Source organism: Nostoc sp. (assembly GCF_036917315.1).
Taxonomy (GTDB): domain Bacteria; phylum Cyanobacteriota; class Cyanobacteriia; order Cyanobacteriales; family Nostocaceae; genus Nostoc.
In genome coordinates, this window is record NZ_JBALDR010000062.1 from 14,108 (window position 1) to 28,389 (window position 14,282).

A 14,282-nucleotide genomic window follows, 5' to 3' on the forward strand; every position below is an offset into this window, starting at 1 on the left:
CAGAGATACATCACAAATTATCTTGTTTGAGGCAAGACAGCAAAAAAGCTTTTGGACTCACACCGAGAATTAGGTACTTTCCTCACCTTTGAACAACCGATGCCAATATTTGGTCAATCGCTGCCAGTACATCCGCATCTAGCTGTACTCCTGATGCAGCCGCATTATCAACAATTTGTTCTGGACGGCTAGCACCAATAATTGCTGAAGACACACGCTCATCTCGTAGTACCCAAGCTAGAGATAATTGTGGCATACTCAACCCCAAATCTTGGGCAATGGGTTTGAGCTTTTGTACTGCTGTTAGTGTGCGCTCGTTAAATAACTCCTCCATCAAAAACGAATTCATCTTTTCGTTGGCAGCACGAGAATCTGGAGGTGGAGTTTGTCCTGGCTCGTATTTGCCTGTGAGTACACCTTGAGCTAACGGCGACCAAACAATCTGACCAATGCCATTAGCTGCACATAATGAAAACACCTGTGCTTCCGGTTTGCGCCAGAGCATGGAATACTGGGGCTGGCTGGAAACAAAGCGTTCAACATCAGCAAGATTCAGCGCTGCTTGGATCTGCTGTGGACTCCATTCGCTAAAGCCGATGTAACGAGCTTTTCCCTGACGCACTACCTCAGTGAGTGCCGTCATGGTTTCTTCTAAAGGTGTATTTGGATCGTAGCGATGGCATTGGTACAGGTCAACGTAATCGGTACCCAGTCGCTTTAAGGAAGCATCAATTTGTTTTCTGATTTGGGCTGCTGAAAGTCCTCGGTCAGTGGCTGACATGGGAAAGAAAACTTTGGTTGCTAAGACATAACTTGAACGCTCAGTACCTTGCAATACTTCTCCCAAAAAGGATTCAGCTCCTCCCTGAGCGTAAACATTTGCAGTGTCAATAAAGTTAATTCCAACCTCAAAAGCTTTGTGTATGCAAGCCTCTGCATTTTGCTGCTCTACACCACCCCCATAAGTCAGCCAGGAACCGAGACTAATTTCGGAGACGCTCAACTCGCTGTTTCCCAATTGTCTGTATTTCATTTGTATTTCTCGTTTCACTGTTGTTTTCATCTTTATTAATCTCCAAGAAGCTATTTTTAGCGTATTTACAAACTTTGTCTCAACCCACCAGAGCTTTCCTCATTCAAATTGCAGATATTTTGTCTGTTTATATATACCGAATGAAGAGTCTCAATCTCTATGCCATCGCTTTACGACTATAAATTCCGTGACAAGAGCAATCTTTTTTATATCCGAATGGCACAAAGATTCATGTCAAACCTAGTCAGAGCTATCTTGTTGGGGGTAGCGTTGCAGCTTCGTGTGTTTAGGAAAATTGAATTTTAGTACATTAAATTTTAGTGCATCAAATAGAACAACATCTTCTTCCTTCCCAACACCCAAAAGTCAGTCACTCATTCCTTGGCTTAAGTATCAAAAACCCAAAAGAATTTTGACTTCTAGACGATGATACTACTGCGATCGCTTTAAGGCATCTGCCCAAAAAAGAGATTTATGTCAAAAAAGATAAATTCTTACAATTAGGGACTCGTATTTCCCATAGATTTGGTGTACCTTGTTAATTCCGTGCAAATTATTTATACTCATCTTCTCCCAACTTTACCCAGACAAATTTTAAGTCAATGCCTTTGAGGAAACAGCCAATGAATACTTCTAATGAGATACATACAAAGAAAATTATCAAAAAATCTGACAACCTTACCCTGAGACAGATGAAATTAATCGAAGAAGCAGAAGACCAACAACTTCTAGCTAATACTGTCAATTCTCCAGCCCCTGTGGTTGAGGTTGAGGAGAAACCAGTAGCAATTTCAGAGCCTAGAGTTCCTGACTATGTTCCATTCCTTGACAATCCTCCAGTACAATCTGTGGGCAATTCCGGCTGGCAGGTTTCTGATGTCTGGCGGGATATTCGCGTGGATGATTTCTGTGGGTAAAAACCTAGTAAAGATAGGTGAAAAAAATACGTTGCTATTGTGTGTACGCATTGTCACAAACAGAAGTTTTCTTTTGATAAAGAAGCCTAAAAGATAATTAACGATAGCACTAAAATTGAATGCATAGACGCTTGGGCGACTCATCGCAGACATCGCAATGGCATCAGGTTGTTGAATGGGTAAACGAAAGAGAAGACATCACAATACATCCTTCCCTTGGATGCTAGAAGAAGAGAATCTGTTCATTGCAAGGACTGGTAACGAAATAGTTACAGATGCAGGATGGGAGAAAATTTCATTTGAAGAAGCAAGAAAATTGTTTAGTCCCGAAACTTTTCAAGAGTGGTACGAAATGTTTCTAGAAAATACAGATGTCTCGGAAATACTTTCAGAATCTAACGTCGATATAGATTTAGATGATGAATCAGCAATAGATAACTTTTTACAAAGGAGCAACTGGGCACCGAAACAAGTCAATTTAGTTGTAGCGAAGGCTATCTATAAAAATTATGCCTGGGTAAGAGGATTACTGATTTCTACACCTGATGCTGAAGAACCCTACTTTCACAATTATGAAATGGAGGCAATTCGTTTAGGAGTCCAATTGCGAAAATACATCAAAGAGGATATTCCAGTAATTAATGACTGCAAAAATGCTGTCAGATATTTACATGGGAGATACGCCCTCATTGGCTGGCAACCAAGAAATTGTGTGACAGCAGCTCACAACCTAAAAATATCTCAAGCTACTAAGGTTTACAATGAACTTCTCTGGGATGAAGATTGGGTAGATGAAGAAGACGAAATTTATTAGTCAAGAACAAAAAACTCTACAACACTGGAAAATATGCTCCTCATTACTGATAACTGGATAATAATAGAATTACCGGGAAATAAGATCAGAAATCTTTGAAGAGCTTAAGAGCGATGGCGTAACCGTCATGAGCCAGTGGCGATCGCTCTAGTAATAACGTAGCGTGGGTTCAGCGTAGAGGCTCTTTCAAGCGATTTATGGACGGAAGGAGCGATCGCCATCTGGCTGTACGAGGAAATAAGGGTTTGAAGGCATTGAGAGAGAAAAAAATGGAATTAGAGCAAAAACGTAGAATCAGAATAAATGAATTTACAAATAGCAAATTAAGTACTAAGAGTAACAGAAAATAACCGATTAATTCTTAACCTTACCAGCCCACAAACAGCCAGAATTACCTGATTATATCGGTGTCGAGCTAGACGGAATCTATCACTGGCTACTCGAAATATTTTTACCCGACATATCATGTGTTCAACAGCGATTCGGCGTGACGAGAGTTCTTTATTCTCTTGTTTTTGTAATTCCGAGATTTCTGTATTTTTTCGTTTCTTATGAGGGGTGGTAATGGCATCATCTCCTATATAAGCTTTATCGCCGAGAAACTGTTGCGTGTCAGGAAATTTATGGCGGGTTTCTCGAAATAAATTAATATCGCTTGTTTTCCCTAACATTCCGACACGGACATCGACAATATCTTCCCCTCCAGGTAGAACAATAAATTGATTTTTCAGAGTGTGCATTTTTTTCTTGCCAGAGTAGTATCGTTTTTGCTCTTGATAGTCTACAGGTCTTGCTGTAGGTTGTTCAGTACTATCGAAAATTAATTCGTATTCAGACAGCATTCGCTGTAATTCTTGATATTTTTGACTATCTGTTGATACTTCTTCTATTTGAGATGCTGGTAAAATATCTCGCAAAATATCTACCCAATAATTGAAGGCATCATTGGCTTTAGTTTTGGAAATGTTAAACAGCAACCCTAAAATCTCAAAAATTGGTTTTTGTCTCAGGTAAACTAGACATAAGCATATTCCTTCTTTGGCTGACATTTCTGGTTTACGCCCGCCTCCAGGAGCGATAATCCGAATTTTCTTTTTTTCAATTTCTGCCTGTTTTTCTATATGCCTTTGCTCTGCCAGGGCGACCAATGCTAAAAAATGGTCATAACTAATTCCAATTAGGCGTTTAGCTTCATGAGGATACGATTCAATTCTTGCCAAAGGACTTGTCATATTCTTTCCACATAATTGCTACTCCAACTTTTTATTATCTCATGCTATTTATATTAAGGATAAGTCTATTAGATGAGTTGTCTGAATCTCCAGCGACATCAACACTAGTACCAATGTGGGAATGTTTAGATGCGGAGCTTGAAAAATTACCTTTGGAGGCACAGTTATCAACCGCAGCGCTTGCCTTCAGTCAAATTGCAGATATTCTCAAGTCTCGTGCCGAAGTGCTGTTGCAAGATACCCGCGATCGCAATAGTCTTTTAGGGCCAGTTGTTAGCACCGATCTCTTTGCTGGTCTAGTGCGGACAACAATGCACCTAGATTTAGATGATTTAATTGAACCGCAAACACCACAAACCTTTAAACCACACGGCCCACACCAATTTTCATATCCTAACCAGGAGGGTGATTCTGTAGCAGCACCTGTTGAAAAAGCGAATGTTTTGGCAATGCTCGATGAGGTGACAACTTTAGAAGATGTCCGCAATTTGGTATCAGATGAGGATGTGGAAAAATGGCAGAGTGCGATCGCTAACTACCTGAGAAATGTTAAAGATGAGATTTCTTTAGTTAAACTGCAACGTGCGTTGAAAATGCCGATGGTAGAAGTATGGTTGGGATTATTGCTGGGTGGGTTTACATTAGAACAGCGTGGTGATTTTTATCACAACCATAATGTCTGGGTGAAAAGCTCTCCTTCCTACTACCAATAACATAACAATACATTCGCCATATAGGAGAGTCCTGCGATATCTGTCACTGAAAGCATAATGTGAGAGCTTGGGACATTGAGGCGATCGCCGACCCGACTTTATGGAGCGATTATTCCAGCTTGTAGTAAAAGCTGACGCTCCTCAACTCTGTCACGACGGTTTAACTGCAATAACCCAATCGTAACCCGACCTATGGGGCTTAAAAGCACAAATTCAGACCCACTCAGGCGAAAATGTTCATGCCATAGGTCTTGGCGAGGATGATACAAGGGTACGATTTTTCCGGTTTCTGGATCGACAGAGGCGAGATCACTTCCTTTGTGCTTATTGCACAGAGTACAGGATAGGGCTAAATTTTCCGCTTCAGTCCGTCCACTATGTTTTTCAGCAATGATGTAGTCAATCTCATGAGGCGCAAAGGTAGCGACATCAGGAATCAGACAATACTCACAACAAGCTTTTGCCCGTTCATAAACCTGTCTTCGGAGAGCTACAGGAATATAGGTTTTGCTCATTCTGCGTCAGCTTCTTTGATCTTTAAGAAGGCTCTAGCCTTAGCCATTCTGACAATATGCTCTAAATATTGATACCCTTGCCATTGCTGCTCTTCTGTTGCGGTTAAACCTACCGTCCGATTTTTTTCTACCAGAGTGTTAATTTGAGCTTGCAGGGATTCAGAGGGACGCAGGGCAATAATGGCTTCAGCAGTGGGTAGGCTTGCCAGAAATTCTACGACTTCAGCCATACCTGAAAATCCTGACTGAGCAATCGCATTCAGTTCTCGTAACCCCAACTCTAGGATTTGAGGCAGTTTGTCTGCAAAGGGTTGAAGCTGATTGACAACTTCATCAGGTAAGTCAAATGTAACTTGCATAGACGTTTGCTTTTACTACAAGGATACACTTTCTGGATTTTAGCTGACAAAATATTCCACAATTAAATCAATCGGATACCGCGTTCGCAATTGTCACCCATGATACGACCGTAGCAGATCAGACAAAGCAGGTGATTCAGATGCAGGTGTAGAGGAATAAAAAAGTTCAACAATAAATAATAAAGTCCAACAATTTCTGTTAGGTGCTTTACCCCGCTCCAGGCATCCGTCCATAAATTGCTCGAAAGAGCCTGTACATCGCGCCCACGCTACGTTATTACTAGAGCGATGCGCCCACACTCTCTTAGCATCACTCTCCTAATTGTTCAACTTTTTTATTTGAGTTTGGTGTCTCTGTGTTGAAAAAGTGGTAGATTGATGCCTTTAAAGCCCCAAATTGTTCAACTTATTTTCACGGGACTTGCACCCAACCACTCTAAATCAATGCTTTGAGAGACTAAAATTGTTGAACTTTTTTATATGCTTACAAATATCGGCTTACATTTACCTCAGCGATCGCTTTGGTAAATGTCAAGCCTGCGAGCAAGTTGTAATTAATCGTTTGGTTCTAAAAGCTTGCCCAGAGCTTCAACGGACTGCCGCCAGCCGCTTTCCATGCCGCTGGCAACCATACCGTCACGGTCTGACTGGCTCATTGCTGTGCTATGGGTACGAATCTCAGTTGTATGTTCGTCAATTGCGACAAACTCAGCTTTTTCCAGCATGACATGCCCACGTTCCGGCATCCCCAAGAATTCAAATGTCTGCACGATTCGTTTATCTAGAGCGACTTCATGAAAACAGCCAGTAAACTCATACTCGTTACCATCTTCTGATTGTTCAGCAATGTGCCAACTGCCGCCGTCTTGACAATCGAAGTGATACACTTTCATTGGATTACCGCGACACCACCAACTGGCAAACAGTTCCTCTTTGGTATATGCTTCAAATACCTTTTCTAACGAAGCCTTGATTGTGACAGTACCGAAGATATTTTGTGAATTTTCTGGAACTGTTACTGTCAGATGTGCCATACTACCCTCCTGCTACTTTGTTATCGATCTTCTAGTAGTTTTTCCAGAGCATCAAAGCGGGCACTCCAGATTTTTTCATACTCGCCCAGATACGCTGCGGCTACTTTGAGAGTTTTCGGCTGAATCTGAATAACTTTCTCCTTACCACTTCGATGCTTGGTAATCAGTCCGGCTTTCTCCAACACACTGATGTGCTTTGCAATCGCTGCAAAAGACATCGCATAGGGTTGTGCTAATTCGCCGATAGTATGTTCTGCTGTTGATACCCGCTTAAGAATGTCTCGCCGCGTCACATCAGCCAGAGCAGCAAAAATTTTATCAAGGGCTACATTTGATTCAACCATATAGTTGAATGATATCCAAAGATACAGATCGTGTCAAGTGACGAGGCAGACAACTTTTACCTTCTATCTTGGGCAAATTCTACCTGAAGTCACATACAATTTTGGGTGTTACTTCCACTGTGCTTCTAGGCGATCGCTAGGGAACCTTATTGCCAGCTTGCTCTACTTGTAGCGACCTGCAATACTAATCGCTCAAACCTGCAATCAAGACATTTACAAACCAGGATTATGGTTCTTGGCAACTTTTGGTGATCTTGGTTGGGGGAAGGCAGAGGGCAGAGGGCAGAAGGCAGAAGGAAGGAGGAAGGAAAAATTCCCACAACTTAAGCTCTGCTTGGATTATAGAACATTTGCATCACTTGAAAGCCGCAAGCGATCGCCCATCTTGTTGCAAATCCCACGCCCGGATAACAAAAAGTTTTAAAACCTTCTGCCGTCTGCCTTAAAGTGCGTAACTTTTCATCATCACCAAAAGCTGACAAGAACCATAATCCTGGCTGAGAACAACGATGATTGCAGGTTGGGTGATTTATAATTGCAGGTCGCTACAGTTAGGATCGTAATCTTCAGTAAACCAAAAAGTTTTTCTCCAAAGAGTGATCGCTAAAATACTTATATGTTTTAATACTTGTTTACACACAATTCTTTAACCAGCCAACATAGTATAAATAAGGATTACTTATAATTTGGTGATTAAGAATTTCTTGGCGTTAACCTGATGGAATATAAATCCTTTCAATTACTTGATATTTGCGCTGCAAGGCTTGAGATAAAAAGGCTAACATCTGTTTGAGGGTAAAAAGTGTGCGATAAATTAATCGACTACCTTTCCTTTTACGACTGATTCTGAGCCAAAGAATATTTACCCAAATATTAACAAGGAGATACCAATAAATAGTAATCTCAACACTGGATTTTTATTATTTGTTTTAATTCGACAAACATTTTTTAGTCTATAGCTAGTTTCAATACCAAATCTTTTTCGATAATCTTCATATATAATTTAAATTTGTTTTAATTTTGTTTACAACATAAACGAAATATTGAACTCCATGCTTTTGACGCTTACTTTTTCTATATTTGCATACAATCCATAAGTCAAAAGTGACTGAATCATCTTCGTCTCTTGTAATTGTATAGGTAGTTTTATAACTTTTTCTTCCCTTTAAAAATTGTTTAATTCCTCCCTTTTTTCCCGTTTTGATAGCAGGCATCATAAATGGGATGTTTAATGCTTGCAACCATCTGATTACAGGAGTATTAAAAAAAACCCTATCCAAATAGAGTTTTTTTACATTTATTTTAAGTGATTCAAGTTCTGCCAATAAATAAGTAATTATCGCTACACTGGTATCTAGTCGGCGAACGCCTCTAACTGCAAGGGTTACACGTTTATTTTTGGTAATAACATATAAAGTTGCATAGGCGTAAAATGAATGAGTACCAGATTTCGCTTGACTTCGATATATGTAGGGTAATTCCTCGGATGTTGGCTTAGCATAATAGCAAATTAAATTTAAATCAATCGCTATTTTTAAACACCCTTTTTGTAACCCTAAAGGAATTCGACTTTTCAACGCTTGATTTATTTGCGTCTCTAATTCCTATTTATTTCAGCCATATCCAACACACTAATTTCATCATTTCATTTTTTGAAACTTTTCAGAGCAATATAAGCATTAATTATAGCTTAGGTAATATATAGCACTGTAATTTACGTAAGTTGGATTAGCGATCGCACTTTGGGAAAAACTTTTTGGTTTACTGTTCCTGCGGTCTGAATTTTATCGATGAAGAACGGGTACACCTGCATCACATCGACGGAAATCACGCCAACTGGAAAAGAAATAATCTTGAAGCAATTCACGAGAGTTGCCACGATTACAAACACATGAGCAAAAGCGCAAGCTAAGAACATCGGAAGCTGGGTGCGGTGAAAGTCGCACGCCCAGATTTAACCGAGAGGTGCGGGGAATAATATCCCCCATCGACTCAACCGAGAGAATAAATGATAATTAGTTTTCATAAAAGGACATTCCTTGAGTTGCGTCAGCCATCCGCATGAAACCTAAATTAATACCATCAGCAAGCAAGGCACTTAACAAAACAACTTTATCGGATACTTGTTCTCCTGAAATGTAAATGCGTAAAATGTTTAGTAAATTGTGTCCAAGAATCAACTTCAGTCCCTTAGAGTCAACACCCTACCTTCTGCCTTCTCAATTGTTCCACCATTCTCCCTGCACAGTAAAAGCTGCCCATTCATAAGGACTACGCCCGTCTTGCCATAACTTCCTTTGGGCGGCACGCAATGACTCCGCCGGGGTTTTTCCTTGCTGTAACATCTGTTTATAAAATTCCTGCATTAATACTGATGTGCCTTCGTCACTAACCTGCCACAGCGACACCACAACCCGCGCTGCACCCGCATACATAAACCCGCGTGTCAAGCCGACTAAACCCTCACCGTTGACATTTTTACCAAGTCCAGTTTCACAGGCACTCAAAACAATTAACTCGGCTGGATAATCTTGGTTAAACAAATCAGCCAAGCGCAAGTAGCCGCTGATGGGGTTGCCTTTTTTATCAAATAATGACAGTACAATCCCAGATAACTCTGGTTGGTCTTGATTGACAAAACCGTGGGTGGCGAAATGCAGAATACGGAATTGATTTAAGGCGCTGCTGGTTGCCCAATTGTAGTTAGCATCAAAATCAAAGACTTCCACCCTGTTTGTTGAAGGTATCAGTTTTAAGATTTCTTGAGCTTCTGTTGCTGTGTTTTCTAGTCTACCCCAACCATCGGGTTTGAGGCTTCTGGCGGAACGTTCCAGGGCAGAACGTTCCAGTTCTAATTCCGAAGAAAGTTGGTTTTTTACGGGTTTATTTGCCACTCGTGGGTCGGTAGCACTATATACTGGATCGGCGAGAATAGCCAAAGCTTTCGGTGCTTTTTGGCGATGAGCGAGTTGTTGGCGTTGAAAGGCGATAGTTGAGACTGAGGGTAAATTGACAATTTCATGGTTTAGCATCAGTGGTTGGTATTTCACCTGTCCACCAGCGCCGCTTTTTGCTTGGGGGATGATGTCAGCTAAAGCCGCAAAGGGAATGGTTTGCAGCGCACCATCAGCCACAATTACCAACCGCTTTTGGAGTAATTGATCGGCAACAGGTGCGAGGATGATTTGACTAAGTTTTTTAGCGTTGGCAATGGATAAATCACTGGCTGTTGGGTGCTGCAAACTTTGATGTAACCTTGTGGCAATTTTTTCTATCTCTTCTCGTCCGGGGAGTGTGTAAGCTTGCATTGAGCTAGTTGTTACAGCCCACAAATAGCTGCGTTCTTCTCCCAAGGAATACTGCAATAGCAGAGTATCTTTATCGAGTTGTTGTTGAATTTGCGGTAATTTAAGAATGTCCTTTTCGGGGTCTGGATTTGTCAATTTCGCGTATGCTGGGCTAGTAGTACGAATTTTGCCTTGGAGTTGTTGGTATTGGCTCAGGAGATTTGTGATTTCTGTAGCTAGTTTTTGAATAACTGCTTTGGTGTTGGAGTCGGTGTTATTAGATGAGGTTTCTAAATTTCGCCGCAGCGTATCTTGAGCATCAATTTGCTGTCGTAAACTGCGTTCTTGTTGTATGAGTTCTGGATTTGCCCCTTTAAAGATTTTGGCATTAGCTTCGTTTAACAACTCTATGAGACTTCTAGCGCGGGAGCGTTCGCTATAGTGCAGGGCTAATGCATCGTATCCAAGGGACGGGTTTTTTTTGTGTAGTTCCATCAGCAAGTCGATGTAGAATTTATAAACATCCTGCTGGGTGGCAAAATAGGAAGTGCGGAGTTCTTTGCTGTCAATTTTTGTGCGTAATTCTTCAATAATTTTGATAGCTGCTTCTACGTAGGTACGAGATGCTTGCAAGTTACCTCGACTTCGTTCTGAGTAGCCGAGGTTGTAAAGGGTAATAGCTTCAAGTGCTTTGTCACCGACAAGTTGACTCAAAGGCAGAGATTGATTGTAGTATTTGAGTGCCTGCTGCTTATCTCCTAGTGAGTAGTAGACACCGCCAATATTGTTGAGGGTAGTAGCAAGCTGTGTTTGATCGCCGACAAGTTGACTCAAAGGCAGAGATTGATTGTAGTATTTGAGTGCCTGCTGCTTATCTCCTAAATCATCGTAAACTAAGCCAATATTGTTGAGGGTAGTAGCAAGCTGTGTTTGATCGCCGACAAGTTGACTCAAAGGCAGAGATTGATTGTAATATTTGAGTGCCTGCTGCTTGTCTCCTAATGAATCGTAGACACGTCCAATATTGTTGAGGTTAATAGCAACGCCAACTTTGTCACCGACAAGTTGACTCAAAGGCAGAGATTGATTGTAGTATTTGAGTGCCTGCTGTTTATCTCCTAATGAATTGTAGACTAAGCCAATATTGTTGAGGGTAGTAGCTTCAATATCTTTGTTACCAACAAGTTGACTCAAAGGCAGAGATTGATTGTAGTATTTGAGTGCCTGCTGCTGATCTCCTAGTGAGTAGTAGACACCGCCAATATTGTTGAGGGTTTTTGCCTCCTGTGCTTTATCACCAACAAGTTGACTCAAAGGCAGAGATTGATTGTAGTATTTGAGTGCCTGCTGCTTATTTCCTAATGTGTCGTAGACTAAGCCAATATTGTTGAGGGTAGTAGCTTCAATAGCTTTGTTGGCAACAAGTTGACTCAAAGGCAAAGATTGATTGTAGTATTTGAGTGCCTGCGGTTTGTCTCCCAATGAATCGTAGACTAAGCCAATATTATTGAGTGTAGTAGCAAAGCCAGCGTTGTCGCCGATTTCTTTTCTCAAAGGCAGAGATTGATTGTAATATTTGAGTGCCTGCTGCTTATCTCCTAATGTGTCGTAGACTAAGCCAATATTGTTGAGGGTTTTTGCCTCCTGTGATTTATCCCCTGCCTTTTGCCACAATACCAGCGCTTGAAGCCATTTCTCTATCGCCTGTCTAAGTGATTCTGCTGTACCTTGTTTGTAAAGTGCTATCCCTTCATCAAAGACTTTTTGTCCTGTGGCGCGGGTTATATCTTGCTCCCTTGTGGCTGGCTGCTGTGCAATTTGCGTTTGTTTGAGTGTGGCTTTTGCACCGACTGACTCAGATAACAATAGGACACTGAGTAAGCAGATTAAACTGTAAAACTTCAACTTTGGTTTTAAATATTTGAAAAAATCAGCTTTTACCGTTTTATTTTTCATATTCAACTTGCTATAGGACTCCTATTTGATTTTTGAAGAATTACGAGATAATACTGAGATGTATAAGTGCAATATCGGACAATTATAAACTAGATTTACAAACTACAATACTCCTTGTTGAAGCCACCCAAAGAGCGATCGCCCATCGGTGAGAGGTTAAGACAATCTTACTTTTGTCAATTAAAAATTATGCTGAAAATTTGAAAAAAATGGAGGTATGAACTTAACTCTTGTACTGAATTGATGGGTCAAGAATGAATCATGCCTATCAAGATGACGCGTAGGCGTAGCCCGCCGTAGGCATCGTCTGCTCAAAATTCTGTTTTCAACCCCGATTTCAGGAATATTTTAAGTACTATTGCTTATTGACAAATGGTATCCGACCTTAACGGCAGGACTGTGCTAAAACGGGAAAATTGTACGCTAAGGAATTAGTTCAACTTCTCAATCCCTTGCCAGACAACGGTTTTAGCTTAATTTAAAGTTTGATTTTCTCCTTCTCAAAGGACGCAAATTATCAATGCTACTTGCTGACTTGAGATTCCAAATGTAATCACCAGTTAAATTGATATGTTCCCACCCCACTGGTGATAAATGTTGCAAGTATTCCTCTGGGATAATTACACCCTCCGACTTCAATAAATTAACCGCATTCTCCAAATACACCGTATTCCAAAGCACAATCGCCGCCACAGCCAAATTCAAACCGCTTGCACGTATTGATTGATCTTCAAACGAACGGTCACGCACTTCACCCAAACGGTGGAAGAAAACCGCTCTCGACAACGAGTTTTTCAATTCCCCCTTGTTAAGTTCACTCGTAGCTTTACGTCGCAACTGAGGACTTTGCAACCAATAAAGAGTGAACAATGTCCTCTCAATTCTTCCTACTTCGCGCAGAGCAATCGCTAATTTATTTTGACGAGGATATGACGCTAGCTTACGCATGATCAAGGAAGCTGTAACTGTTCCAATTGAAACGGAAGTAGCTAGTCGGAGAATGTCATCCCAGCAAGCAGCAATTAATTTGACATTAATTTTCTCACCCAAAAACGGTGACAAAGGGGAATTCTGATTAACACCATCAAAAAAGTGTAACTTTTTAGAAGCTAAATCACGCATCCGGGGACAAAAACGAAACCCCAGTAGATGACATATACCAAAAACATGGTCAGTAAAACCGTTAGTATCAGTAAAATGTTCTTCTATTTTTAAGTCAGTTTCGTGATACATCAAACCATCCAGAACATGAGTTGCATCCCTATCAGTTGCATAAATCACGTTAGTGTGGAATGGTCCATACTGGTCGGAAATGTGCGTGTAAAATGTCACGCTTCTATCAGTTCCATATTTAGCGTTAATCTCTTCATTAAAGCTTTTAGGACCAGCTGCCTTAAATCGCTGACCATCGCTTGAAGAAGTTTTCCCATCACCCCAATAGGCAGAAAATGGAATTTTGGTATGAAAATTAATTATCTCTGCTAGAGCCTTTGAGTATGTTTCATCACGTATATACCAATCATCAACCCACGCTAATCGCTCGAAAGTTAAATCGGGTGAGGGTAATGCCTCAGCCATTTTCACCAAACCTAAATTAATCGCGTCAGCTAAAATAGTACTGAGTAAAATAATTTTATCTGAAGCCAATTCCCCCGTTTGTAGATGAGTAAAGTGTTTAGTAAAACCAGTCCAAGAATCAACTTCAATAAGTAATTCTGTCAGCTTAATTCGCGGTAATAAATTATAAATTCGGTCGCCAAACTGAGTAGCACCGTCAGGCATATTACTAATAACTGGACTGATCACTAATTTTTCATTTTCAATGAGAACGCCAGGTAGTTTATCTGTTGCTAGTAAGTCAGAAACTTTATCGAATTGTTCAAACAACAATTCTTGACGTTGTTCAATATAAGTCGTAAAATCCGTTGTAATCGCCACTGGTATTTCATTGTTATCGCACAAAATCTGCCATTGGTCTTGGGGGAATGGCACTAAGAAAAGCCCAAAGGCTTGTGATTTAAGCAGTTTGCAACTGTTTTCGTAATTCATGCCGGGGTTTGGTCATCAAGGGGTAAATT

At 40.7% G+C, this 14,282-nt stretch carries 11 protein-coding genes and 4 pseudogenes; 4 read left to right on the plus strand and 11 right to left on the minus strand.

The features are described 5' to 3' along the window. Positions 1-82: 82 nt before the first annotated feature. Positions 83-1,063, minus strand: coding sequence for an aldo/keto reductase family protein (locus V7K84_RS29050; protein ID WP_334843325.1), 981 nt, complete (start codon positions 1,061-1,063; stop codon positions 83-85). A 593-nt stretch (positions 1,064-1,656) separates the two neighbouring features. Between V7K84_RS29050 and V7K84_RS29055 the strand changes: the two genes are divergently transcribed. Next, positions 1,657-1,950 carry a hypothetical protein gene (locus tag V7K84_RS29055; RefSeq protein WP_334843327.1) on the plus strand — a complete coding sequence of 98 codons (294 nt, stop codon included), beginning with the start codon at positions 1,657-1,659 and terminating at the stop codon, positions 1,948-1,950. Positions 1,951-2,125: 175 nt separating this feature from the next. Beyond that, positions 2,126-2,764 carry a hypothetical protein gene (locus V7K84_RS29060; protein ID WP_334843329.1) on the plus strand — a complete coding sequence of 213 codons (639 nt, stop codon included), beginning with the start codon at positions 2,126-2,128 and terminating at the stop codon, positions 2,762-2,764. 323 nt (positions 2,765-3,087) lie between these two features. Here V7K84_RS29060 and V7K84_RS29065 read toward each other — a convergent pair whose 3' ends face one another. Next, positions 3,088-3,996 (minus strand): transposase family protein, encoded by a 909-nt coding sequence (locus tag V7K84_RS29065; RefSeq protein ID WP_334843331.1) that lies wholly within the window; start codon positions 3,994-3,996, stop codon positions 3,088-3,090. 41 nt (positions 3,997-4,037) lie between these two features. Between V7K84_RS29065 and V7K84_RS29070 the strand changes: the two genes are divergently transcribed. Next, positions 4,038-4,709: a hypothetical protein gene (locus V7K84_RS29070; RefSeq protein WP_334843333.1), complete on the plus strand. Its 672-nt coding sequence runs from the start codon at positions 4,038-4,040 to the stop codon at positions 4,707-4,709. A gap of 98 nt (positions 4,710-4,807) precedes the next feature. Here V7K84_RS29070 and V7K84_RS29075 read toward each other — a convergent pair whose 3' ends face one another. The 6 genes and pseudogenes from V7K84_RS29075 to V7K84_RS29100 all read right to left on the minus strand — a co-directional run. Beyond that, positions 4,808-5,224, minus strand: coding sequence for an HNH endonuclease (locus tag V7K84_RS29075; RefSeq protein ID WP_334843335.1), 417 nt, complete (start codon positions 5,222-5,224; stop codon positions 4,808-4,810). After that, complete coding sequence (locus V7K84_RS29080; protein ID WP_292697153.1) at positions 5,221-5,583, minus strand: hypothetical protein; 363 nt, start codon at positions 5,581-5,583, stop codon at positions 5,221-5,223. Before V7K84_RS29080 ends, V7K84_RS29075 begins: the two co-directional genes overlap by 4 nt. Before the next feature lie 554 nt (positions 5,584-6,137). Further along, positions 6,138-6,617 carry an SRPBCC domain-containing protein gene (locus tag V7K84_RS29085; protein ID WP_334843341.1) on the minus strand — a complete coding sequence of 160 codons (480 nt, stop codon included), beginning with the start codon at positions 6,615-6,617 and terminating at the stop codon, positions 6,138-6,140. A gap of 20 nt (positions 6,618-6,637) precedes the next feature. Further along, positions 6,638-6,961: an ArsR/SmtB family transcription factor gene (locus V7K84_RS29090; RefSeq protein WP_334701572.1), complete on the minus strand. Its 324-nt coding sequence runs from the start codon at positions 6,959-6,961 to the stop codon at positions 6,638-6,640. 323 nt (positions 6,962-7,284) lie between these two features. Then, positions 7,285-7,443, minus strand: a complete 159-nt coding sequence (locus tag V7K84_RS29095) for a hypothetical protein (RefSeq protein WP_334843344.1) — start codon at positions 7,441-7,443, stop codon at positions 7,285-7,287. 228 nt (positions 7,444-7,671) lie between these two features. Then, positions 7,672-8,565, minus strand: a pseudogene (locus tag V7K84_RS29100) (transposase); the annotation flags it as partial. A gap of 167 nt (positions 8,566-8,732) precedes the next feature. Between V7K84_RS29100 and V7K84_RS29105 the strand changes: the two are divergent. After that, positions 8,733-8,873, plus strand: a pseudogene (locus tag V7K84_RS29105) (group II intron reverse transcriptase); the annotation flags it as partial. Positions 8,874-8,988: 115 nt separating this feature from the next. On the opposite strand, the pseudogene V7K84_RS29110 reads toward V7K84_RS29105, so the two are convergent. The 3 genes and pseudogenes from V7K84_RS29110 to V7K84_RS29120 form a co-directional block, all read right to left on the minus strand. Beyond that, positions 8,989-9,145 (minus strand): annotated as a pseudogene (locus V7K84_RS29110) (Tn3 family transposase); the annotation flags it as partial. A gap of 35 nt (positions 9,146-9,180) precedes the next feature. Then, positions 9,181-12,204: a CHAT domain-containing tetratricopeptide repeat protein gene (locus V7K84_RS29115; protein WP_334843349.1), complete on the minus strand. Its 3,024-nt coding sequence runs from the start codon at positions 12,202-12,204 to the stop codon at positions 9,181-9,183. A 468-nt stretch (positions 12,205-12,672) separates the two neighbouring features. Beyond that, a pseudogene (locus V7K84_RS29120) lies at positions 12,673-14,175 on the minus strand (Tn3 family transposase); the annotation flags it as partial. Between the last annotated feature and the right edge of the window lie 107 nt (positions 14,176-14,282).